Origin of the sequence: Hymenobacter sp. DG25B (genome assembly GCF_000801315.1) — a bacterium.
Taxonomy (GTDB): Bacteria; Bacteroidota; Bacteroidia; order Cytophagales; family Hymenobacteraceae; genus Hymenobacter.
The window spans coordinates 13,472-37,713 of record NZ_CP010056.1; the positions used below are offsets into that span (position 1 = coordinate 13,472).

At 56.7% G+C, this 24,242-nt stretch carries 17 protein-coding genes, 2 pseudogenes and 1 riboswitch; of the genes and pseudogenes, 10 read left to right on the top strand and 9 right to left on the bottom strand.

Annotated features, from left to right (window positions below; all coding sequences use genetic code 11):
* The first annotated feature begins 58 nt into the window (after positions 1-58).
* Positions 59-544, top strand: a complete 486-nt coding sequence (locus PK28_RS17455; RefSeq protein ID WP_231576263.1) for a DUF305 domain-containing protein — start codon at positions 59-61, stop codon at positions 542-544.
* 14 nt (positions 545-558) lie between these two features.
* Here PK28_RS17455 and PK28_RS17460 read toward each other — a convergent pair whose 3' ends face one another.
* Positions 559-1,920 (bottom strand): DUF389 domain-containing protein, encoded by a 1,362-nt coding sequence (locus PK28_RS17460; protein ID WP_048826540.1) that lies wholly within the window; start codon positions 1,918-1,920, stop codon positions 559-561.
* Between the two features lie 5 nt (positions 1,921-1,925).
* Positions 1,926-2,300, bottom strand: coding sequence for a hypothetical protein (locus tag PK28_RS20800; RefSeq protein WP_197070535.1), 375 nt, complete (start codon positions 2,298-2,300; stop codon positions 1,926-1,928).
* Positions 2,301-2,776: 476 nt separating this feature from the next.
* Here PK28_RS20800 and PK28_RS17470 point away from each other — a divergent pair, with 476 nt between their 5' ends.
* Entirely contained in the window at positions 2,777-3,451 is a 675-nt protein-coding gene (locus PK28_RS17470; RefSeq protein ID WP_044517972.1) for an SOS response-associated peptidase, read from the top strand.
* 120 nt (positions 3,452-3,571) lie between these two features.
* On the opposite strand, the gene galB is transcribed toward PK28_RS17470, so the two are convergent.
* The gene (gene galB, locus PK28_RS17475) at positions 3,572-6,055 is read right to left on the bottom strand and encodes a beta-galactosidase GalB (RefSeq protein WP_044517975.1); all 2,484 of its coding nucleotides are present in this window, start codon (positions 6,053-6,055) and stop codon (positions 3,572-3,574) included.
* 345 nt (positions 6,056-6,400) lie between these two features.
* Here galB and PK28_RS17480 point away from each other — a divergent pair, with 345 nt between their 5' ends.
* The 7 genes and pseudogenes from PK28_RS17480 (at position 6,401) to PK28_RS17510 (ending at position 18,130) form a co-directional block, all read left to right on the top strand.
* Positions 6,401-7,072, top strand: coding sequence for a response regulator transcription factor (locus PK28_RS17480; RefSeq protein ID WP_044517978.1), 672 nt, complete (start codon positions 6,401-6,403; stop codon positions 7,070-7,072).
* Between the two features lie 51 nt (positions 7,073-7,123).
* Positions 7,124-8,473, top strand: a complete 1,350-nt coding sequence (locus PK28_RS17485) for a sensor histidine kinase (RefSeq protein ID WP_044517980.1) — start codon at positions 7,124-7,126, stop codon at positions 8,471-8,473.
* Between the two features lie 628 nt (positions 8,474-9,101).
* Entirely contained in the window at positions 9,102-10,187 is a 1,086-nt protein-coding gene (locus tag PK28_RS17490) for an efflux RND transporter periplasmic adaptor subunit (RefSeq protein ID WP_044517983.1), read from the top strand.
* Between the two features lie 50 nt (positions 10,188-10,237).
* Positions 10,238-13,429, top strand: coding sequence for an efflux RND transporter permease subunit (locus tag PK28_RS17495; protein WP_044517986.1), 3,192 nt, complete (start codon positions 10,238-10,240; stop codon positions 13,427-13,429).
* A complete protein-coding gene (locus PK28_RS17500) occupies positions 13,422-14,864 on the top strand; it encodes a TolC family protein (protein ID WP_044517988.1) in 1,443 nt (480 codons plus the stop codon). The genes PK28_RS17495 and PK28_RS17500 overlap by 8 nt, the downstream gene beginning before the upstream one ends.
* Positions 14,865-15,183: 319 nt before the next feature.
* A pseudogene (locus PK28_RS17505) lies at positions 15,184-16,415 on the top strand (isocitrate dehydrogenase (NADP(+))).
* Positions 16,416-16,692: 277 nt separating this feature from the next.
* A riboswitch (Fluoride riboswitch) is annotated at positions 16,693-16,767 on the top strand.
* 50 nt (positions 16,768-16,817) lie between these two features.
* Positions 16,818-18,130: pseudogene (locus PK28_RS17510) on the top strand (voltage-gated chloride channel family protein).
* 62 nt (positions 18,131-18,192) lie between these two features.
* On the opposite strand, the gene PK28_RS21170 reads toward PK28_RS17510, so the two are convergent.
* From PK28_RS21170 to PK28_RS17535, 6 genes are all read right to left on the bottom strand, one after another.
* A complete protein-coding gene (locus tag PK28_RS21170; protein ID WP_048826542.1) occupies positions 18,193-18,798 on the bottom strand; it encodes a DUF3570 domain-containing protein in 606 nt (201 codons plus the stop codon).
* 5 nt (positions 18,799-18,803) lie between these two features.
* Positions 18,804-19,445, bottom strand: a complete 642-nt coding sequence (locus PK28_RS21175; RefSeq protein WP_048826545.1) for a DUF3570 domain-containing protein — start codon at positions 19,443-19,445, stop codon at positions 18,804-18,806.
* A gap of 26 nt (positions 19,446-19,471) precedes the next feature.
* A complete protein-coding gene (locus PK28_RS17520) occupies positions 19,472-19,666 on the bottom strand; it encodes a DUF4266 domain-containing protein (protein WP_316931998.1) in 195 nt (64 codons plus the stop codon).
* 38 nt (positions 19,667-19,704) lie between these two features.
* Positions 19,705-20,808, bottom strand: a complete 1,104-nt coding sequence (locus PK28_RS17525; RefSeq protein WP_048826547.1) for an FAD:protein FMN transferase — start codon at positions 20,806-20,808, stop codon at positions 19,705-19,707.
* Between the two features lie 5 nt (positions 20,809-20,813).
* Positions 20,814-21,269, bottom strand: coding sequence for a thioredoxin family protein (locus PK28_RS17530; RefSeq protein ID WP_044517994.1), 456 nt, complete (start codon positions 21,267-21,269; stop codon positions 20,814-20,816).
* Between the two features lie 374 nt (positions 21,270-21,643).
* Positions 21,644-23,347, bottom strand: a complete 1,704-nt coding sequence (locus PK28_RS17535; protein WP_044517996.1) for a sodium:solute symporter family transporter — start codon at positions 23,345-23,347, stop codon at positions 21,644-21,646.
* 413 nt (positions 23,348-23,760) lie between these two features.
* Between PK28_RS17535 and PK28_RS17540 the strand changes: the two genes are divergently transcribed.
* Positions 23,761-24,210, top strand: coding sequence for a response regulator (locus PK28_RS17540; protein WP_048826551.1), 450 nt, complete (start codon positions 23,761-23,763; stop codon positions 24,208-24,210).
* Positions 24,211-24,242: the final 32 nt, after the last annotated feature.

Sequence of the window (24,242 nt, forward strand, 5' to 3'; positions counted from 1 at the left end):
TATACCAAGGGGCGTCCCCCGCTGGTTGCTCAACTTTAAACTTTATATGCTTGCTCCTATGATGAATTCCAACATGCCAATGCCCATGTCGCCGCATCCCTACCGGAAGTTTGCCCTGATGCTGGTTGTTTCCTTTGTGGTGATGTACGCGGTGATGTTTTTGAATGTGTACCAGCCTAACCATATCTACCTGAGCCTGACCCGCACTTACATGAGTTTGCTGATGGTAGCGGCCATGGCCCTGGTGATGCTGGGCCTCATGCGGCACATGTACCCCGACAAGCGCACCAACCTGCTGATTGCGGGCGGCAGCGTGGCCGTATTTGTTCTGGTACTTACGCTGCTGCGCGCCCAGATTCCGGTGGGCGACGTGCAATACATGAAAGCTATGATTCCGCACCACTCTTCGGCCATCATGGTCAGCAGCTCGGCCGAGCTGAAGGACCCCGAAGTGAAAAAACTGGCCGAAGGTATCATTCAGTCGCAGGAGCGTGAAATTGCTGAGATGAAAGCCGCCATTGCGCGTCTGGAGGGCCAGCAGTAAGTACCATTTCCTTCTTATAAGGCTCCATCCAGCAGCAGACGAACCGGCAGCCGGGTGCCGGCCCGTACCGTCAACCACTCCGTGAGGCGCTGTACTTCGGCAGCGGGCAGGGGCCGGGTAGCCCGTATGGATACGACGACGGTAGTATCGGCCCGCAGGGAATCAGTAGCGGAATGCGTTAACTGACTCAGGGCGAGCTGGCGCACGGTAGGGTGCTCAGCCTGTACCTCGCGCAATAATACATTAGGCGCCGGCAGCCGGGCCGCGTAAGTGGCTTGCTGCGTCAGGAGCTGCTGCAGCTGTGCCAGACGGGCCTCATAGCCGGCCAGGGTTTGCTCGTTGCGGCTACGCAAGTCTTCCAGCAGGCTGGTACGCAGGGCACGGGCATCGGCAGAATCCAGCTGGGCCAGGCCTTGGCGTACCGTAAGTTGAGCGCGGCGCAGGTGGTAATCCTGGAGCCGGGCACGCACGGTCCGGAGCTGGGTGAGTGTGAGCATCCGGCCCGTGAGCAACACGTTAATAGTGCCCTTGTCGGCCTCGATGCGCCGCGTTACCACGTAGGCGCCCGGCAGGTTCAGCTCGGCATCAACGAAGCGCTGGGCATTGTGCTCGAAGGTAGTGCGGCGCACAATGCGCGCCGCCAGATACACGCTGGGAACAGCCGTAAGCACCGCCACTCCCCAGAAGAGCAACTTGGCCCGGCGCGCCTGCTGCCGGTTTACAAACGCATGGTGTGGCAGCGGCAGCAGGCGTGCCACCAGAAACATGGCCAGGCTGATGAAGGCTACATTGATGCAGAACAGGTACATTGCCCCCGCCAGAAACGACCAGTGGGCCGTGGCCAGCCCGTAGCCGGCCGTACACAGCGGCGGCATGAGGGCCGTAGCAATAGATACCCCCGGCACCACATTGCTTACTTCGCGCCTGGTAAAGCCAATAGCGCCGGCCGCCCCGCCAAACAGCGCAATGGCCACATCCCAGGTGGTGGGTGTGGTGCGGGCCAGCAACTCGGAGCCAGCTTCGGTTAGGGGCGTAAAGCTGAAATACAGGGCCGAAACCAGCACGCTAAGCCCGGCAGCTATACTCAGGTTTTTCAGCCCCCGGCGCACCAAATCCAGGTTAGCAGTAGCCGCTCCGAAACCCACGCCTACAATCGGGCCCATGAGCGGGGAGATGAGCATAGCTCCGATAATGACGGCCGTGGAATTTACATTCAGCCCCACGGAGGCCACCAGAATGGCAAAAAGCAGCACCCACAGGTTGGTACCCTTAAAGGCGATTCCCGCCTCTACATCGGCCACAATTTCGGCCGGATCAGCCATATCGTTGGCCAGGTCGAAGCGGGAACGAAGCCAGTGCAGAAAGGGTATCGGCATGGGGTTTATTCGGCTTTTAACCACGCAGTGGCTGGCGCAATATCCTCGAAAATGGCTACCTCCGCGTAGCGTCGCAGGGCCTGCACCACCTCGTCGGTGTGCAGGCGCCGCTCCGGATGTTGGTTGGGCAAAGCCGCGTAGCGCACCTGCGGTATCTTCTCCACCATATTCGGAAACCATTCGCTTAGCAGCCAGCCGAGGTCGGCGGGGGCGAAAGCGGCAGGCATGGCGCGGTGGTCGGCCAGGATGCGGCGTAACTTATAGCGCAACAGCAAGTTACGAGCATGTATGTAGAGGGCACGTAGCTCCGCAGTTCTGAGGGGCTCGCCCGTCCAGTGCAGATAAACAAAGGAGCCGGGCACATACAGCACAGAGCCCACGGCATTTGAAAAGTAGTGTTTTGTATCTTCCAGCATCAAAATGAAATTCCCCAAGCAGCCTCAGGATGGAATTGGCAGGCGCCCATCCATCAGTAGGACTGACAGCAATATTGTTAGAAAGGTTATTCTATTAACCCAGCTGCAAAGGACGGAATTAATTACCAGTTCCGCTCCCGGTTGGGCTGGCCACCTGACGCGGGGAGGCCTGGTCATATCACCTGGTAATCAAAACCCGGAGAACCGGCTTGTGTTTGGCCAGTAGTTCATCCCAATTTTTATTGGCCGGGCGCCTGTTTCCTGACGCACGCCCTCATCTATCTGTTTCAGCACCATCCCACTCCTTCCAGACACTTCCCTGGTACATGCAAAGGCCTAACGTTGCAGATTAAACGACAGCAGGCATAGGGTAATTTTGGCCCAGGAACTTCTTTCCGGGGCCGGCGTACGAGTAAAAGCAACTTTACTTCTTTATTCCGATGTGTGGACGGTACACCTTTATTACCCCTCCCGGGCTGATTGAAGAGCGGTTTGAAGCCACCATGCCCGATTTTCCCGCCACCTATAATGCGGCGCCTTCGCAGCAGCTGCCCGTCATCACCAACACGGCACCGCAGCAAGTGCAGCTGGTGCAATGGGGCTTGGTGCCTGCCTGGGTAAAGGACCGCACCTCGGGGCCTCAGCCCATTAATGCCCGGGCAGAAACGCTGGCCGAGAAGCCTTCTTTCCGACAGCTGCTGCAACGGCGCCGCTGCCTGGTGCTGGCCGACAGCTTCTATGAATGGCAGGAAAAGGAAACGCACGGGCTGCCAGCCAAAACGCCCCACCGTATTTTGCTGCGCTCGGGTGAGCCCTACGCTTTTGCGGGTTTGTGGGACGAGTGGATAGACCGGGCCACGGGCGAGGTGCTACCTACCTTTACTATTGTTACTACTGCCCCCAATGCCCTGATGCAACCATTGCACCACCGCATGCCCGTGATTCTGCAGGGACGCGCTGCCGAGCGGGCCTGGCTGAACGATGCGGTTTCCGCGGCTGAGCACCAACAGCTGCTGGCCCCGTATCCGGCCGAGCTGATGCAGGAATATGTCATCAGCAAACTGGTGAACTCGCCCGCGCACAATTCGCCGGAGGTGCTGGAGCCGGTAGCCTAGGCGCTATTAGCCTATTAAAAGCTCTTTCTCCCGAAAAGACAGAAGCCAACCCACTGGCCATAAAGCCGGTGCGGGTTGGCTTCTGGTTTCTGGTTTCTATAGAAGTCAGGACACGGACTATTATCGGGCGGTTTTTGTAGTGTGCAGGCGGAGTGTGGTGCCCTTTAAGCTCGGGCTGATGGCTTTCAGCTGTACTTCACCGGCTATGGCCGCGGCCTGCACAATGGCTACCAGCTGCCCCTGAAACGCCTTCATGCGCGGCAGGTGAAAAGGCTGCAGATTGGTGGGGTCGCCGTTGCCGACGGCCCGGAAGCTACCGGCGCCACTTACCTTGAATTGCAGCTGATTGGTGGCTTCGGGACACAGATTCCCCTGGGCGTCTTCTACCCGGGCTGTCACGTAGGCCAGGTCCTGCCCGTCGGCAGTCAGCGTGTCTCGGTCGGCTACCAGCCTGATGTGGTGGGGTTTGCCAGCGGTGCGCACTTCCTCTTCGGCCACGGGTTTGCCTTGGGCATCGTAGGCTACCACTTTAATTTTGCCCGGCTGGTACTTCACCTCATTCCACATCAGGCGGTAGCGGGTCTGCGGTTTGTCAGACTTGTATTTGGTCTGGCGACCCTGGCTTACGCCGTTCACGAACAGCTCCGCGGAGGGGTAGCTGGTGTACACAAATACCGGCGTGGTCTGGCCTTCGCGGCCGAGCCAGCTCCAGTGGGGTAGCACGTGCAGCGTAGGCTGGGTGGTATTCCAGCGGGCGCGGTAGAGGTAATAGCGGTCCTTCGGGATGCCAGCCAGATCAATAATACCAAAATAGGAGCTGTGCGAGGGCCACTTTTCATCGTAAGGCCAGGGCTCGCCCAGGTAGTCAAAACCCGTCCAGACAAATTCCCCCAGCGTGTAGGGCAGGTCGTCCTGGGCAGCAAACTCCTCATCCGGTATCTGCGACCAGTTACTGGCTTCCAGGTCGTAGGAGGAGGATTGATTATCAGGATACTGCTTGTCCTTGGCCTGCACCACGGGAAATTTATATACCCCACGGCTGCTCACGGTAGAGGCCGTTTCCGAACCCAGCAGCATACCCTGGGGCAGTTTGGTGTAGGCCTCGGGGTAGCGGCTGGGCTTGTAGTTAAAGCCCGGGATATCCAACAAAGCGGCAAAACCATTGCCCACGGCCGCATCAAACTGATCCATACCGGCCGTGACGGGGCGGGTTGGGTCTTCGCGGTGCACAATGTCCTGCAGCCGCTTGGCCAGCTTGGTGCCACCGGGCGCCCACTGGTCGGGCACCTCGTTGCCAATGCTCCACATAATCACGGAAGGGTGGTTCCGGTCGCGGTGCACCATGTTCACCAGGTCCTTTTCCGCCCACTGGTCAAACAGCAGGCTGTAGCCGTTTTTCACCTTGGGGGTCTTCCACTCATCAAAAGACTCCACCATCAGCATAAAGCCCATTTCATCACAAAGCTGCACCAGCTCCGGGGCGGGCATATTGTGGGAGGTGCGAATGGCGTCGCAGCCCAGGTCTTTGAGCAGCGTAAGCTGGTGGCGCAGGGCCGCCGTGTTTACGGCCGCACCCAGGGGGCCCAGGTCGTGGTGGTTGCACACGCCTTTGAACTTGCGCGGCTGGCCGTTGAGGGAGAAGCCCTTTGCAGGGTCAAACGTAAAGGAGCGGATGCCGAAGGGCGTCTGGTACTCGTCCTTCAGCACTTCGCCGGCATAGAGCTTAGAGGAAGCCGTGTAGAGCACCGGCGTTTCCGGCGACCAAAGCTGCGGCTTGGGTACTACCATGTTCTGCTCGAACTCCTGCCCATCGGTTGCGGCCAGCATGGTGGAGGTAGTGGCCACCACTTTTCCGGCCGCATCCCTGATTTCCGTGCGCAGGCGCAGGGGCTGAAAGGCTTTGCCCGCCGTTTCCACCTGCGTGCGCAGCTTCACCCTGGCAAAATCCGCGTTGATGACCGGAGTAGTCAGGTAGGTGCCCCACACGGGGATATGTACATCCTGGGTAACAATGAGGTGCACGTTGCGGTAGAGGCCGGCGCCGGGGTACCAGCGCGAGGCCTCCGGCTTGTTTTGCAGGCGCACGGCCAGCGTGTTGGCACCTTTTGCGTGCAGATAGGGGGTGATGTCTACGGCAAAGGAGTTGTAGCCATACGGCCAGGCGCCGGCTTCCTGCCCATTCACAAACACATGGGCGTCGCTCATGGCGCCATCAAAGAGCAATATGGCCTGCTTGCCCGGAGCAAAGCCCGGTACCTCCAGCCGCCGCCGGTACCAGCCCGTGCCAATGAAGGGCAAGCCGCCAGTACGGCCCGCCTTGGTCTTGGCCTCTTTCTCATTGTTCTGCTCAATCTTCACGGTTTGCAGGTCGTTGCTGCTACTGAAAGGACCGTAGATGGCCCAGTCGTGGGGCACGCTCACCGTCTGCCACTTAGCGTCCGGAAAGTCGGGTAAAGCAGCGTTGGGCTGGTCGCCTTTGGCAAACTTCCAGTTTGTAGTCAGCAGATATTCCTGACGGGTCTGGGCCTGCGCGGTTAGGCAAGCGGTTAGCAGTAGTCCGGCCGCCAGGCTCCGCGCGGCAATCCGCGCAATAAATTCTGTCATCGGAAATAAGTGAAGAAAATCTACTGAATGGAATAAGGACGCAGAACAGTGGGTTTTCAAACCCGCTTATAAATTCAAAGGTATCATTTACACTTATTCGGGCATCGGGGCATTCCCGTCTATCAGGGCGTTGGTTTTTATAGCTACAATCTGCTTTAGGCTGGTGGAAATTGGTTTCTTTCTGTTCCGGGGCGGTAGGCTCTTTGGCGGTTTCAGGCCATCGTCTAAGAGCCTGATTGGAAGTATATCAAACCTCGTTTGTATAAGATAGACCTGGTGGAGAAATGGCGTATGCCGATGCCCTGACACCCACTATCTTTGTGCTCCTCGCGCTAGTGCTGCTATATGAAGATTTTGCTGGTTGAAGATGAAGTCAAGCTAAGCTCATTTGTACGCAAGGGCCTGGAGGGCGAAGGCTACTGGGTGGATACCGCCTTTGACGGGCAGTTGGGCCTGAGCATGGCCCTGCGCGGCGAGTATGACCTTGTAATTCTGGACGTAAGCCTGCCCCAGCTGAATGGCTTTGAAGTGTGCCGGCGGTTGCGGGCCGAGCGGCCCCAGGTGGCCATACTGCTGCTCACGGCGCTGGGTGGCATTGCCCACAAAACCGAGGGCTATGATGCCGGTGCCGATGATTACTTAGTCAAGCCCTTTGAGTTTCAGGAGCTGCTGCTGCGGGTGCGGGCCCTCTACCGCCGCTACCACGATGCCGGCCCCGGCCGCACCCTGTCGGTGGCTGACCTGACGCTGCACCTCACCACCAAGCGGGTAGAGCGCAGCGGGCAGCCCATTGCCCTGACCGCCCGCGAGTATGCGCTGCTGGAATACCTGCTGCTCAATCAGGGCCACGTAGTATCGCGGGTAGATATTGCGGAAAAAGTCTGGGAGCTGAAGTTCGATACCAACACCAACATTATCGAAGTATATATCACCTACCTGCGCCGTAAGATTGATAAGGACTTCTCCCCCAAGCTCATCCATACGGTAGTGGGCATGGGCTATGTGCTGCGAGCCTAAGTTCAAGCGCTATTCCTCTTCATCCCGGTTGCTTACCCCACTTTTGCCTGCATGACAATTCGCGCCCGTCTTACGCTTTTCTTTGCTGGCCTTATGCTGGCCTTGGTGGCGGCGGTGTCGTGTGGGGTATATTTCTTTGAGCGCAACAGCCAGCGGGGTCAGTTTGAGGGGCTGCTCCTGCGCAAAGCGGAGGCTACGGCCAAAGTGTATGTGCGCAGGCACGAGCACCTTGAGCCTACCGACGCTATACTGCTGCTAACCCAGCAGAACCAGTACGAGGCTATTTATGACGATGATAATAACCTGCTCTACGCCAGCAGACCTAATTCCGGGCTAGCAATTACTCCTGGTTTTCTCGCTAGAACCCGCCTGGCTGGGAGGTTGTTTTTCAGCCCCGGGCCTGCGGTGGGTGTGGCACTTTATACCAAAAGTGGAAATGAGGGTTTGGTAGTAGTCATTACGGCTGAAGATAAGTATGGGCAGGAAGGGCTGCAGCGCCTGCGCAACAACTTGCTGATATCCAATATTCTAGGGTTGACTTTCGTAGTTGGTCTGGCAAACCTCTTTGCGGGCCGCGCCCTGAAACCCGTGCAACGGCTCAGTTTGGAAATACAGGCTTTGTCTTCGCGCACCCTCGACCAGCGCCTTTCCACCGGCAACGGCCGCGACGAGCTGGCCCGCCTGGCGGCACAGTTTAATGCCCTGCTCGCCCGGTTGGCCGATACAGTGGCTCAAAACCGCAACTTTGTGTGGTATGCCTCCCATGAGCTGCGCACACCGCTGGCAAACCTGTTGGGTACGCTGGATATTTCCCGGGCCTATGATGAGCGCCCCCAGGATATGCGCGCCACGCTGAGCTCGGCCACGGAGGAAGTACGTCGCCTTATTTCCCTGACAAATGACCTGCTGCTGTTTGCGGAGCTAAGTCAGGAAAAGCCCGCCCACGACCTGCCCCTGACACCCGTACTCCTCACAGAGCCCCTGCTGGATGCCGTGCAGGCGGTGCAGCGCCGCTATCCGGCCAATACCATTGAGCTGCACCTACCCGAAGCGGTGGAAGACTGTCAGGCCCGGGCCCACGCTGAGCTACTCACGCTTGCCCTCGTTAACCTGCTCGACAATGCCTGCAAGTATTCGCCGGCCGGCTCAGCGGTGCACGTCAGCCTGGCCCGCAGCGGGGGTGGGTGCGCTTTTACAGTGCGCGACACCGGCATTGGAATAGCCCCTGAGGCGCTGCCGCACATATTTGAGCCCATGTACCGCGCTGAGGATGTCCGTACCCGCTTCAGTGGTAACGGGGTGGGGCTGAGTCTGGTGCAGCGTGTGGCCGAATTGCACGGCGGCGGCGTTGCCGTGCAGTCCACCGTCGGGAAAGGAACTGAGTTTCGGCTGTGGTTATAGGCTAGCTCTACCGGAGCTGAATAGCTGAGTAGTGGATGCGGTAAGTGTTAATATGCTTTAAAGCAGTTGGAGAAGTGTATCCTTTCACGGGCACGAATGATTCCGTATTGTACTTTTCCCCACAGCAATTGCCGAGGCGTAGCGCGCTGTTATAAATAGGGAATTAATACGGAACGTAGAAAAAGGAAGAAAGCGGTGCTGCGTTCCAAGGGAAAATTACAGTTCGCAAGGCCTCTGCATGCTCCTTTGCCCACATTAGAAACTTCTAATGTCATTCCAATACCACGTTAATATGGCCCCCGCACCTTTGCGCATTCAGTAGCGGAGAACTCAACGGTATGGTCTCATTTCTGCATTTTTTCGAGTTGCAGTCTCAACTGCCAGGCGTCCAGTTTCGCCCGGCCAAAATCCAATTCCAGGCGAAGAGCAGGCAAGCTCACAATATGAGCAGCTCAGTTGCTGCCAAGGGACTGATTACCAGCAAGCTTCCCTATTAAAAGCGGCGCTTTTCCGCCTGTCCACGGCGCCATTTATAGTAAGCTCCAAACGGCTTAATCAGCTAAGCACCTTCCTTCAACTCTTCATTTTCTGGTGTTTTCCAATGCCAGGCAAACTACCTAAAGTCTTTATGAAAAGAATATTCCTGCTCCTGAGCTGGTGCGCCCTGTACGGCGCGGCCGGCTGCACCAAAGAAAAAGAGGAAGTAGAAGAGAAGCTGACCCTGGTAGCTACCAGCCCATTGCTGAAAGACACTACCATTACCAAATCCTACGTAGCGCAGATTCACTCCTACCAGCGCATTGAGCTGCGCGCGATGGAGAAAGGCTATCTGGAGAAGATTTATGTGGATGAAGGACAGCATGTGAAGCAAGGCCAGCTCATGTTCCAGATTAAGCCCACCGTTTACCAGGCCGAGCTGAAAAAGTCGCAGGCGGAAGCCAACTACGTAGGCCTGGAATACCAGAACACCAAGAAGCTGGCCGATAAGAACATCGTGTCCAAAAGCGAGCTGGCGCTGGCTCAGGCCAAGTTTGACAAAGCCAATGCCGAAGTATCCCTGGCGCAAACGCACCTGCAGTTTACTACCGTAAGGGCTCCGTTCAGCGGAATTATGGACCATTTTCAGGCCCGGCTGGGCAGCCTGGTGGATGAAGGCGAGCTGCTGACCACTCTCTCCGACAACAGCAAGATGTGGGTGTACTACAACGTGCCGGAGGCCGAGTACCTCGACTATAAGAAACTAGCCAAATCCAGCGACAGCCCTACAAAAGTGAAGCTGCTGATGGCCAACAACGAAGTGTTTAACCAGACCGGCGTGGTGCAAACCATCGAGGCTGACTTCAATAACGAAACCGGCAACATTGCCTTCCGGGCCACCTTCCCCAACCCCGCCGGGCTGCTGCGCAATGGTGAAACCGGCAGCGTGATTATGACCGTGCCCCTGCAGCACGCCCTGATCATTCCGCAAAAGACCACCTTCGAGATTCTCGAGAAGAAATACGTTTTCGTGGTTGATAAGAACAACGTGGTGCACCAGCGGGAGGTGAGTATCGCCTCCGAGATGCCCGACCTGTATGTGCTCAAATCCGGCCTGACTACCGACGACCGGATTCTGCTGGAGGGCCTGCGCAAGGTGAAGGATGGCGACAAAGTTCGCTATGACTACAAAGCTCCGCAGGCCGTCATTTCGAACCTGAAAGTGTACAGCGAGTAGCTCCGGCCTGGCCTGAGTACGCCCACACTTTATCCTAAAGCCAGAAGAATATGTTTAGTAAATTCATTCGCCGGCCGGTTTTTGCCATTGTTATTTCGGTTGTCATCCTGCTGATGGGCGGGCTGGCCATCATGAAGCTGCCCACCTCGCAGTTTCCCGAAATTTCGCCGCCCCTCGTGATGGTGAGTGCGGCCTACCCCGGCGCCAGCGCCAAGGTGCTTACCGAGTCGGTGCTGATTCCGCTGGAGCAGGCCGTAAATGGCGTGCCCGGCATGAAGTACATGACTTCCGACGCCGTATCGGCCGGCGAGGCCAACATCCAGATTGTGTTCAACCTGGGCACGGACCCCGACCAGGCCGTAGTGAACGTAAACACCCGCATAGCGCAGGTGCTCAACCGCCTGCCCATACTGGTGCAGCGCGAGGGCGTGATTGTGAACCGCGTGGTGCCCAACATGCTGATGTACGTGAACTTGTACTCCAAAGACAAGAACACGGACATGAAGTACCTGTTCAACTTCGCCGGGGTGAACATGATACCCGAGCTGCAGCGCCTGGGCGGCATCGGCCGGGCCAGCATCCTGGGCAGCCGGCAGTACGCCATGCGCATTTGGCTGAAGCCCGACCGCATGCGGGCCTACAACATCTCGGTTGATGACGTGATGAAGGCCTTGGACGAGCAGAGCGTGATTGGCTCGCCGGGCCGCATCGGCCGCTCCGACGGCGGGCAGGCACAGTCGCTGGAATACGTGCTCAGCTACAAGGGCCGCTTCAACGACGTGGAAGAGTACAAGAACGTGATTCTCAGGGCCAACCCCGACGGCGAGAGCCTGCACCTGAAAGACATTGCCAACGTGTCGCTGGGCTCGGAGTTCTACGACATCTACTCCAATCTGAACCAGTATCCCTCGGCGGCCATCGTGCTTAAGCAGACCTACGGCTCCAACGCCTCGGACGTAATTAAGGAGGTGAAGGCCAAGCTGGAAGAGCTGAAAAAAACCAGCTTCCCGCCCGGCATGGACTACAAAATCACCTACGATGTGTCGAACTTTCTCGACGCCTCGATTGAGAACGTAATTCACACCCTGCGCGACGCCTTTATTCTGGTGGCCCTGGTAGTATTCCTTTTCCTCGGCGACTGGCGCTCCACGCTGATTCCGGCCATTGCCGTGCCGGTGTCGCTCATTGGCTCGTTCATGGCGATGCAGGCTTTCGGGCTTACCATCAATATGATTACGCTGTTTGCGCTGGTGCTCTCCATCGGTATTGTGGTGGATAACGCCATTGTGGTGATTGAGGCCGTGCACGCCAAGATGGAGGAGAAGCACATGTCACCCTTCAACGCGGTGCGCGAAGTGGTGGGCGAAATCAGCGGCGCCATCATTGCCATTACCATCATGATGACGGCCGTGTTCATTCCGGTGTCGTTCATGAGTGGCCCGGTGGGGATTTTCTACCGGCAGTTTTCCATCACCATGGCCACGGCTATTGTGATTTCGGGCCTGGTGGCTCTGACGCTGACGCCCGTGCTCTGCGCTATGATTCTAAAGAACAACCACGGTAAGCCCAAGAAGAAAACGCCCATCCAGCGCTTCTTCGATGCTTTCAACCGCGGGTTCGAGAAGTTGACCAACGCCTACACCGGCCTGCTGGAGAAGATTGTGGCCAACCGCGTCATCACCTTCGCCATGCTGCTGGCCTTCGGGCTGGGTATCTGGGCCATCACGGCAAAGCTGCCCGCCGGCTTTATCCCCAGCGAAGACCAGGGCCTGATTTACGCCATTGTACAAACACCGCCCGGCACCACGCTGGAGCAAACCAACGCCGTATCACAGCGCCTCGCCAGTCTGGCTAAAGACGTGCCGGGCATCGCCAACATTTCCACGCTGGCCGGTTACGAAGTGCTGACCGAAGGCCGTGGCTCGAACGCGGGTACCTGTCTGATTGACTTGAAGCCATGGTCGGAGCGCAAAGAATCCATTGCCGACATTATCGGGGCGCTGGAGAAAAAAGCGCACGAGATTCCCGGCGCGACCATCGAATTCTTCGAGCCGCCGGCAGTGCCGGGCTACGGCGCGGCGGGTGGTTTCCAGCTGCAGCTGCTGGACAAGACCAACTCCGGCGACTACAAGGCACTGGAAAAGGTGAACAATGAGTTCATCGCCAAGCTGAAAAAGCGCAAGGAGCTGACCGGCGTATTCACCTTCTTCTCGGCCAACTATCCGCAGTACGAGCTCCAGATTGACAACGAGCTGGCCATGCAAAAAGGCGTGAGCATCGGCAATGCCATGAACACGCTGAGCATCATGGTGGGCTCCACCTACGAGCTGGGCTTCATTAAGTACCAGCGCTTCTTTAAGGTGTACGTGCAGGCTTCGCCCGAATACCGGAAGCTGCCGCAGGACGTGCTAAACATGTGGGCCAAAAACGACAAGGGTGAAATGGTGCCGTTCTCGGCCTTCATGAAAATCGTGAAGTCGCAGGGCGCCAACGAAATCAACCGCTACAACATGTACACCACGGCCTCTATCCGGGGCGGGGCGGCCGAGGGCTACAGCTCGGGCGAAGCCATTAAGGCGGTACAGGAAGTAGCCCAGAGTCTGCCCCACGGCTACGACATTGACTGGGGCGGCTTGTCGAAAGACGAAGTATCGCGCGGCAATGAGTCGACCGTTATTTTCATCATCGTACTGGTGTTCGTGTACCTGGTGCTGGCGGCGCAGTACGAAAGCTTCCTGCTGCCGCTGGCCGTAATTTTCTCACTGATTGCGGGCGTGTTCGGGTCGTTCCTGTTCATCAAGATGTTTGGCCTGGCCAACGACATCTACGCCCAGGTAGGCTTGGTAATGCTCGTCGGTCTGCTGGGTAAAAACGCAGTACTGATTGTGGAATTCGCGGCCCTGAAACACGAGGAAGGCATGTCCGTGCGAGACGCGGCCATCGAAGGTGCCAAAGTGCGTTTCCGTCCTATTCTGATGACATCCTTCGCCTTCATTGCCGGCCTGATTCCGCTGGTGGTAGCCACGGGCGCGGGCGCCATCGGCAACCGGACTATCGGCTCATCGGCCCTGGGCGGCATGTTGTTTGGTACCGTGTTTGGGGTAATAATTATTCCTGGTCTGTACTACTTCTTCGGCACCCTGGCCGGCAAGAGCAAGCTGATTCGAGACGAAAACGAGTCGCCAATTCTGGAAGGAATTGAGCCGCGGGTATTAATTGAAGAAACAGAGGAATATGCTTAATAGAAGCTTAAATCAATTGCTGGGAGCTGCCCTGCTGGCTATTACAGTTGGGGCCTGCAAAACGCCCGAGCTGGTTGTGAAAACGGAAAGCCGCAACACTCCCGCCAGCTACTCTACCGCAGTAGCTACTTCGGACAGCACCAACATGGCCCGCGTCTCGTGGCAGCAATTCTTCACCGACCCTAACCTGCAGGCCCTGATTGGCACTGCCCTGCAGAACAACCAGGAGCTGAACATTACGCAGCAGGAAATTGAAATTGCCCGCAATGAAATTCGTGCCCGCAAAGGCGAGTACCTGCCTTCCGTTAGCTTAGGCGGCCGGGTAGGGGCTGAGAAAGTGGGCCGCTATACGCTCCAGGGTGCTACGGAAGAAAACGTTAACATTGAGGAAGGCCATGCTACGCCCGACCCTCTGACGGAATTTCAGCTGGGTGCTTTTGCTACCTGGGAGGTGGATATCTGGCATAAGCTGCGCACGGCCCGTAAAGCTGCTGCTACCCGTTACCTGGCCAGCATGGAAGGTCGTAACTTCATGGTTACTAACCTTATTTCCGAGCTGGCTACTTCCTATTACGAGCTACTGGCGCTGGATAATCAGCTGGCCATTGTGCAGCAGAACATCGGTATTCAGAGCAATGCCCTGGAGCTGGTGCGCCTGCAGAAAGAGTCGGCGCGGGTTACGGAGCTGGCCGTGAAGCGCTTTGAAGCCCAGGTGCAGCACTCCCGCAGCCTGCAGTTCCGGCTGCAGCAGCAAATTGTGGAAACCGAGAACCGCATCAACTACCTGGCTGGCCGTTACCCGCAGCCCGTTGCCCGGAATGCCCAAGCGTTTAACGATTTGCTGCCGCAGGCTATTCAGGCAGGGCTGCCCGCCCAGATGCTGAGCAACCGGCCCGATGTACGCCAGGCAGAGCAGAACCTGGCCGCCGCGAAGCTGGACGTGCAGGTGGCGCGCGCCAACTTCTATCCTTCGCTCTCCCTTGCGGCGGGCGTTGGGCTGGCGGCCTTTAAACCAGGCTTACTGGTTTCTTCACCGGAATCGATGCTCTTTTCGCTGGCGGGTGATATGATGGCTCCGCTGGTGAATAAGAATGGAATAAAGGCCATGTATTACAATGCCAATGCCGTTCAGACCCAGGCAGTGTATAAGTACGAGCAGACCATCCTGAATGCCTATGTGGAAGTAGCCAACCAGCTTTCCAATATCAGCAACCTGGAAAAAAGCTACGACGCCAAAGCCAAGGAAGTAGCGGCGCTGAACCAGTCCGTGGAAATTTCCAACAGCCTGTTCCGCTCGGCTCGGGCAGACTATACGGAAGTTCTTTTCACCCAGCGTGATGCCCTGGAATCTAAGTTCGACCTGATTGAAACAAAAATGCAGCAGCTCAATGCCTCGGTGAATGTGTATCGGGCGCTGGGTGGCGGCTGGAGGTAAGCCCGGCAGAATGCCCCACACAGGCGAGTAAGGCGTAACGACCCCGGTATAAGGACAGCAAGTTGTACGCTACCTTATGCCGGGGTCATTTTTTTGTGATATGGGTATGAAGGAAGCAGCAGCTGGCGCAACGCTTTATAGCAGTCGGATGTGGCTATAGATGCCTTATCCTGGCGGGCGGTGTGGTGGTATTGGGAACAATTACTTTCTTTGTCGCCCTTCCTGGCGCGGTAAGAAGCCGCCAGCCTTTTAGGAGCTGAGTCCGTATCACAACCACCCGCAGGAAATCAATCCAAATTTCCTACTCAAATCAGAAGAAATGAACAAAATTAAGGTAGCAAACCCGGTAGTAGAGCTGGATGGCGACGAGATGACCCGCATCATCTGGAAATTTATCAAAGACAAGCTGATAACGCCCTATCTGGAGCTGGATATCAAGTATTACGATCTGGGCATTGAGTATCGGGATGAAACCAATGACCAGGTGACGATTGACGCCGCCAACGCCATTAAGCAGTACGGCGTGGGTATTAAGTGCGCCACCATCACCCCGGACGAGGAGCGGGTGAAGGAGTTCAACCTGAAGCAGATGTGGAAGTCGCCGAACGGCACTATCCGCAACATTCTGGATGGCACCGTTTTCCGCGAGCCGATTGTGATGAGCAACGTGCCGCGCCTGGTGCCCAACTGGACGGCGCCCATCTGCATCGGCCGCCACGCCTTCGGCGACCAGTACCGCGCTACCGATTTTGTAACCAAAGGCAAGGGTAAACTCAAAATCACCTTCACCCCGAAGATGGTGGTCAGGAGCAGTCGTTTGAAGTGTACAACTTCCAGGGCGACGGCGTGGCGCTGGCCATGTACAACACCGATGAGTCTATCCGGGGCTTTGCCCATGCCTGCTTTAACCAGGCCCTGATGAAGGGGTGGCCGCTGTACCTCTCCACTAAAAACACCATCCTGAAGAAGTATGATGGCCGTTTCAAGGACATCTTCCAGGAGATTTACGAGCAGGATTACCTGGCCAAGTTCAAAGAAGCCGGCATTACTTACGAGCACCGTCTGATTGATGACATGGTGGCCTCGGCTCTGAAATGGAACGGCAACTTTGTGTGGGCCTGCAAAAACTACGATGGCGACGTGCAGAGCGACACCGTAGCGCAGGGCTTCGGCTCGCTGGGCCTCATGACTTCTACGCTGGTAACGCCAGACGGCGGCACCATGGAAGCCGAAGCGGCCCACGGCACCGTGACGCGCCATTACCGCGACCATCAGAAAGGCAAGCCTACTTCTACTAACCCCATTGCCTCCATTTTCGCCTGGACGCGCGGTCTGGAGTTCCGGGGCAAGCTGGACAACAATCAGGAGCTGATTGATTTCTGCCATGCGCTGGAAGCCGTGTGCATTGAAACCGTGGAAAGCGGCAAAATGACCAAAGACCTGGCCGTTTGCATCCACGGCAACAAAGTAGAGCACGGCCGGGATTACCTCTACACCGAGGAGTTCCTGGCAGCGCTGGACGAAAACCTGAAAGTGAAACTGGCTAAGTAAGCCGGCTATTACTGCTAACAAAAGCCCATCCGGGAATCGGATGGGCTTTTGTATTTAAGATTTTTTTGTTCAGGCCAGGCACTCGACGAGAGTAAGAAGGTAATTAGCTTGAATGCCGCTTCCAATACTTTGTAGCGCAACCTTACCCTTTCATTCACTCTGCCAAATTGTAGCAAAGGGGAGCTGGAAAGCCGGCCAGATCAGCACCTACTTTTTGTAGGAACTATTCTCCCCGCCTGGCCAGCTTTTTTCTTAAGGGCACTTCCTATCTTTAGGGCCACAATCTGGTGATGGGGTACCACCACGAACCGCCGAAGCCGTTCCGCTTTGCGCTGATGACTCCTACGTTTACCACGGCCTGAGGCCCGGGAGCGTGGATTCTATTGGCTTTACCCTCCGCCTGTGGCTGCTCGCCCTTCCCGCTTCCGGTTCTTCCAGCCTGCGCTGGCCATTGAACAAACTCCGCATCTTCTCTTCCTGGTTCGCTGGCTGCTGATCTGCGCCGGCATTGGAGTGCTGGCGGGCACGGCTTCCGCTTTTTTCCTGCTTTCCCTGGACTGGGTGACGGCCTGGCGGGAAGCCAACCCCTGGATAATCTGGCTGTTGCCGGTAGGCGGTTTTATCATTGGGGCCAGCTACCATTACCTGGGCCAGAGCGTGGTGCGCGGTAACAATTTGCTCATTGACGAAATCCATAACCCAAGCAGGATCATACCACTGCGCATGGCGCCGCTGGTGCTGTTCGGCACGCTGGCTACGCACCTGGTGGGCGGCTCGGCCGGGCGGGAGGGCACTGCCGTACAAATGGGCGGCTCCCTGGCCGATCAGCTCACCCGGCGGCTGCACCTGCGCCCCCGCGACCGTAAAATACTGCTCATTGCCGGCATCAGCGCGGGTTTTGCGTCGGTGTTCGGAACGCCTTTGGCGGGGGCGGTTTTTGGGCTGGAAGTGTTTTTGATTGGCTCCATCCGCTACGATGCTATACTGCCCAGCTTCCTGGCCGCCATAAGTGCCGATCTGGTTACCCGGGCCTGGGGTGTGGGCCACACCCAGTATCCGCAACTGGCAGTGCCGGCCATTACACTGCAGGCGCTATTGCTGACCGTGGCTTGTGGCGTCTTATTCGGGCTCGCGGCCCGGAGCTTCGCCAGCCTCACGCATCAAATCAGCCAGTGGTTTAAGCGCCTACCCTACCGCCGCTACGCCCGGTGGTGGGGGGCATAATGGTGGCCCTGGCCGTAGCGGCTCTGGGTACCACCAAGTACATTGGGCTGGGCATACCTACCATTCTGGCCGCTTTTGATGCCCCGCTTCCTCCCTATGATTTTCTGCTGAAGCTGCTGCTGACCGCACTTACCCTGGGCTGCGGTTTTAAAGGCGGCGAAGTGACGCCCTTGTTCTTCATAGGCGCCGCCCTGGGCTCAGCTTTAGGTGTTGTGCTGCCGCTGCCTGTGGCGCTGCTGGCGGCCATGGGATTTGTAGCGGTTTTTGCCGGAGGCGCGAATACGCCGCTGGCCTGCACCTTTATGGGGGTGGAGCTCTTTGGCTCCCACGCCGGCATTTATCTGGGCCTGGCCTGCGTGGTTGCCTATTTATTTTCCGGCCATGCCGGCATTTACTCCGCGCAGGTTATTGGCCATGCCAAGCACCTGCGTTATGGCCGGGAGCAGGGCCGGCAGCTGGGAGATATCCCATCCCACCGGAAACAGGAGTAGCGAATTTTCAGACTTTTCTCGTTGGCCGATCCGTTGGCGTTATTCCATCCGGCTTTTTCCGCCTAAGGAAGAATGAAGGAAAGGTCGGCGCTGATGAGGTTGGCGGTCAGACCGGTGCTTTGGCGGTAATAGGCGTAGCGTACGTCCAGGGACTTGAACTTGGTAATGCCACCCCCAAAGGTTTTGAAGCGGCCGATGCCGTACACCGGCGAGTAGCGCAGCCCCAGGCCAAACTTATTAGCGGAGAAAGCCGCCAGGTCATAGTCGGAGGTGAAGTATTCTTCCGTGATGGAATGCGCCAGGTAAGGGGCAAAGTAGTCGGCGGCGGTTTGGGTGTGGTAGCGGTAGAAGGGATATACTACGAAAAAGGGCGTCAGCTTCACGGGCGCTTCCAGCTCCAGGGTATGCGCCGTGATGCCGAAGTTGTCGTTGTAGAAGCGGTAGAAGGTGCGCAGCTGGATTAAATCAGAAGCGTAGTAGGTAGCGCGCAGGCCCACGGGGTATTTGTAGCGTTGGCGGGGCAGTACTTCTGCTTTGGCCGCGCCAAACGCTCCGCCGGTTTCCTGAAAATATACCCGATGGAAAGGCGTACTCAGCAGGCCACGCTGAGCCACCAGCTCGGTGCTCACGGCCAGCTGCAGGCGCTGATTAACTACCTGTGAATACACCAGATTCAGATTGAAGCTTTGGCGGGTATCAAAGCCGGAGCCGTGCTCGTGCCCGCCCCGCGCAGCTCAACCGGCAGTATCAGCGTGGCCCGGTCAAAGAAAGCCTGGGCGGCTACGCTAAGCTGGCGGTTGCCATCAACCGAAGCCTGCGACCAGGACCCCGTAACATTGAAGGAGATATAGTCATACTCCTTGGAAAAGCCGGCGCCAGCCCCCACAATGGTGCGCTTGTTAGCTAACTGGCGCGAAATGCCCAGGTCCAGGTGGTAGCGGGTATCGCGGGCGGAGGGCGACGACAGCACCTGGTCGATGCGGTCGGTGGAGGCGGAGGAGTAAATATCCATGCCCATATTGGCCGAAACGCGGGTAGCCGAATCCAGGGGCACATTCAGGATAATGGTAGGCGTGAGGTCCGTGAGCTGCTGGGTGCCCTGGCCCCCTTCCACCGCGCTGTGGTTGCCATCCTGCTGATAATAGCTCATCAGAATATTCAGCTCGGTTTCGCCGTGGTTGCTGGGGTTGGCCGGGTTGCCGGCCGCTGGTGTGTTGGTGCCGGCTCCTTGGCTGGCAGGTTGCGGGGTCTGGGCCCAGGCTTGTGCCGGCAGCAGGAGCGTAGCAAGGAAAGAAGCGTAGAGTAGGCGGGTCATAGTAGAAAGCATCAGAAGCAGAACAATTAATTGCAGCCGCAGCCGCCACCTACTTTGCCACCATTGGCACCGCCGGCCCCCTCGCGGTAACTTTCAAAGTTGGTTTCGTACACTTCTATGCGCTTGTTCGCCAGCTTCATATCCTCATCATTCAGGTACACTTTCTGGTAAGCCGCCACCGAGACACAGCTGGCAAGTCCGGCGCTGCCCGCAAGCAGCATCAGCCCACCAAACAGCAGGCGTAGTAAATTAGAATGTTTCATGGGGCAGCAGGTGAGGAGGACGGAGCAGAAGTTTGATTGGCGTTTTGGTAGTAGTTAACCTGCATTTCTTTAGAAGCCAAGGTGCGGCCATCGTTGGTAATCAGGGTGCAATCCACCCCTTTCAGGCGGTTGATGAAGGCCAGGCCTTCTTCCGGGCCCAGCACAAACACCACCTCATCCAGGCCATCGGCCAGCTCTACATCCGGACAGATAATGGTAACGGAGCGCAGACCGGTGGCGGGGTAGCCGGTGTGGGGGTTGATGATGTGGCCATAGTATTGCCCTTTCACCGTGAAATACTGCTCGTAATTACCAGCCGTGACCACGGCCATATCTGTTACGGTAAGCCAGGAGGAAATGGTTTGCGGGTGGGCCGGGTCGCCAATGGCAATGCGCCAGAGGGAACCGTCGCCCTGCCGACCCCAGCAGGAAACGTCGCCGGAGCCGTTAATAAGGCCGCCTTTTATCCCCATTTGCTTCATCAGCTCCTGGGCCCGGCGCACGGCATAGCCCTGCAGAATACCAGCCAGATTCATGCGCATGCCTTTTTCCCGGAGCATCACGGAGTGGTTGGCTGGGTTCAGCACCACGTTTCGGTAGTTAATGCGGCGCACCGAGGCCCGCACCACAGCCGAGTCGGGCAGGGCCGCGTGCTCCTGCCGGTCAAACTTGTATATTTTCTCGCCGCCCGCAAAGGTGATATCAAAGGCACCGTTACTTAAGGCCGAGAGCTTTAAGGTGCGCGCAATCAGGTCGTACACTTCCTGATCTACTACGACAGGCCGGAGGCCGGCCGCCCGGTTTATGCGCGTAATCTGGGAGGTGGAATCCCAGTAGGAAAACAGCCGGTCGATGCGCTGGGCCTCCTTTATGCCGGCCCGGATGCTGCGCCAGGCCAGGGAGTCATCGGCGGAAACGGCCGTGAAGGTGAAATGGGAACCCATCAGGTGCGCGCTCCGGGTAAAATTACGGGGCTGCGGCCGGGCCGATGTCTTTACTTGCGCAAATGCCGTGCTACCACCACTCAGCAGAAAGCAGAGCAGCAGCAGCACGGCAGGCAGCCGGAAAAAACCTGACCAGGAAGGCGGTTGATGGGGCATTAGGCTTATTTTTTCTCCAGCAGCTGGGTTAAATGCGCATCATAAGCAGTGGCACCTCCCGCGCGGTAGCCGGTGCGGGCCAGCACTTTACCCTCGGGGGAGAGCAACACCACCAAGGGGAACGAACCAGCCGAGTTTAACTGCGCCGCAGCCTGCTCATTTCGCTTGGTCTGATCAGCGGGGAGTTTATGCTTTTTGCTGCGGGGGAAGTCGAAGCGGGCCAGCACGAAACGGTCTTTGGCATACTGCTCAAATTCCGGCTGATCAAAAACCTCCTGCTTCAGCATGATGCAGGGCTTGCACCAGTCGGAGCCGGAGAAGACGGCCAGCACGGGTTTATTGGTGGCTTTGGCCTGTTGCAGGGCGGCCGTCAGGTCAGAGCTCCAGGTAAGAGCCGGGGTTTGGGCCTGGGCCCCGAAGGCAGTCAACAATACGAAAAGGCAAAGAAAGAGGAAACGCATGGCGAGAAGGTGAGAGTTTGATTCCTTCAACATCGAAGATTAAAATAAGATTAAAACATAAACCGTGCTACATACGGCGGCCATCTTAAATGGGTCATCAATCTGCCTTAAATTAACCAGAAAGCATGTTTTTAATTCAATGACAGATGCGAAACAGCATGAGCAAGGCAGCTGAATAATGAGCTTACCAGTTAGTTTAATGACGTTGACACAAGTGGCAAAACAGATAGCCCCAGGCAGGTGCAAACCGGCTTGGGGCTATAAATACAAAGGCATCCGTAATAGGGCAGAAAGTGCTGTTGGGGTATTTTTTGTACACTACTAACCAGAATTAGCTGATCAGCAGGCGCTATGCCTGGCCCTCAACTGCAATTCTACCAGAACTTGACGTAGAGGGCCATAATGATCAGCAGGGTGATAACAATCATGGCCAGCGTGCCCGGGCTTACCTTGAACAGGCGGGCATCTACCGGAATGGCCTTGGGGTTCGTACTAGGCCCGGCCAGGCTCATGCCCACCATCAGCACAAAGGTGAAGGCAAAGGAAAGGCCCATACAGATGAGGAACGGAATTTCAAATTCGCCGTTGCCGTTGGGGAAGGCGGTGTAAAACCAGGTTTCATGGCCGAAAAGCAGCGGCGCAAACTTGCTGAAGAATACCGACAGCACGAAACCCGACAGGATACCGGCAATGCCCGCCTGCGCCGTGGTGCGCTTCCAGAACAGGCCCAGAATAAACACGGCCACAATACCTGGGGAGATATAGCCCGTGTACTTCTGAATGTAGGTGAAGCCCCCTTCGCCCCCAATGCCCAGCAGGTCCTTCCAGGTCAGCAGAATGGCCATAAGCATGGCCGCGAAAACCGTCAGCCTACCCACCCACACCAGTTTCTTCTCATCCGACTCGGGGTGCAGGTAGCGCTTGTAGATGTCCAGGGTAAAAATGGTGGAAATGGAGTTGGCCTTGCCGGCCAGGGAGGCCACGATGGCCGCCGTCAGGGCCGCCAGCGACAGCCCTTTCAGACCATTGGGCAGGAACGTGAGGATGGCCGAGTAGGCGTTGTCGGCGTTGAAGGCGCCCGTCGAGCTCATTTCCGGCTGCAAAGAGCCATTCTTGTGCAGCACGTAAGCCGCAATACCGGGCAGCATCACAATCACCGGCATGAGCAGCTTCAGGAAACCGGCAAACAGGATACCGGTACGGGCCGTCTTCAGGTCGGCGCCCAGCGCGCGCTGGGTGATGTACTGGTTGCAGCCCCAGTAGTTCAGATTTACAATCCACTGGCCGGCGGCGTACATGGCAATGCCGGGCACCATCAGATACTTATTGATATCGACCTGGGGCGTGGTGGCGGTGGGCTTCTCAAAGACCATATGGAAGTGGTCCCCGGCATCATGCATCATGGCGTTGAAACCCGCCAGGGCATCGTGACCCAGCCCAAATTTCTCACTGACCAGCGTCAGGGCCAGGTAGGTAGTGGCCAGGCCCCCAATGATGAGCACCGTTACCTGAATGACATCGGTGTAGCCCACCACCTTCATCCCACCCAGGGTAATGATGAGGGCAAACACGGCCAGGGCCACCATAATCAGGTGGAAGCTTTCGCCCCCGCCAATCAGGTTGCTGATGGCCAGCGCCCCGAGGTAAAGAATGGAGGTCAGGTTGACCAGCACATACAGGAACAGCCAGAAAATACTCATGATCAGGCTCAGGGCCGCGTTGTAGCGCTGTTCCAGAAACTGGGGCATGGTGTAGATCTTCTGCTTGAGGTAAATGGGCATAAAGAACACGGCCACAATGATGAGCACAATGGCCGCTACCCACTCGTAGGCCGCTACCGCAATGCCCACCTGAAACCCGTTGCCGGACATGCCGATGAACTGCTCGGCCGAGATATTGGAGGCAATCATGGAGGCGCCAATAGCCCACCAGGTCAGGGAGCCTTCGGCCAGGAAGTAGTCCTTGGTGTCCATCTGCGCCTTCTGCTTGCGCTTGTAGACGTAGAAGCCGTAGGCGGATACGCCTATCAGGTAAAAGAGAAAAACCGCTAGGTCCAGCGTGTTAAAGGCATTTTTCATGCGAAGGGTGGGAAAGCGGAAAGTTTAGCGTGGGAGAAGGTGGCTGGAACGTAATTACCATCCTTCAGAAAGTGAAATAACACGAAAGTAAACGCTCTTTTAGATTCTTCCCAGGGCAAGGCATTTCAATACTGCCATTACCACGGAAAAGTACTACGGTTTGCAGCAACGGGCACCGGATGGGCCCTTATGACCTTAGGAAACACTCCGGTTTTCACTGATTATTTCTGCCTTAAGACGACAGCTTGTAAGTAGAAATCAGTAACTGATTTCAGAAAACACGGAAAATGACGGAGGTAAATAACCTAAAAGTACTATATCCTATATCGATTTTTAATTCCGTCGTAAGTAAGGATGCATTTAGCTGACTTGCTTTTATTATCCTGTTCTATTCTATAAAAAAAGCCCCTGTTATGATCCGTATTATGCTGGTGGACGACCATGCCCTTATTCGGGATGCTATCCGGTCTTTGCTTGAAGGAGAAGTTAATTTTCAGCTGGTGGGAGAAGCCGCTAACGGGCAGCAGGCCCTTGACTTGCTGGCGGAAACCCCCACGAATATTGTGCTGATGGATGTAAATATGCCCGTTATGGGTGGAGAGGAAGCCACCGAAATTATTTGCGCCAACTTTCCGAAAACCAAAGTGCTGATCCTGAGTATGCTGAACAATAAAGAGTTTGTTCGGCGGTTAATGGACGCCGGCGCATCGGGTTATATCCTGAAAAATGCCGGAAAGGCCGAAATTGTCTTGGCAATCCGGTTTATCATGACCGGTCATCCGTTTATGAGCTCGGAGTTGGGGTTAGGCCTTTTAGGGAGACAAACATGGGGGATATATGCGCCTGACACCATTAAAAGGTGAAAAGACTATTTCCGCTTTAGTTAAGGTTTTGA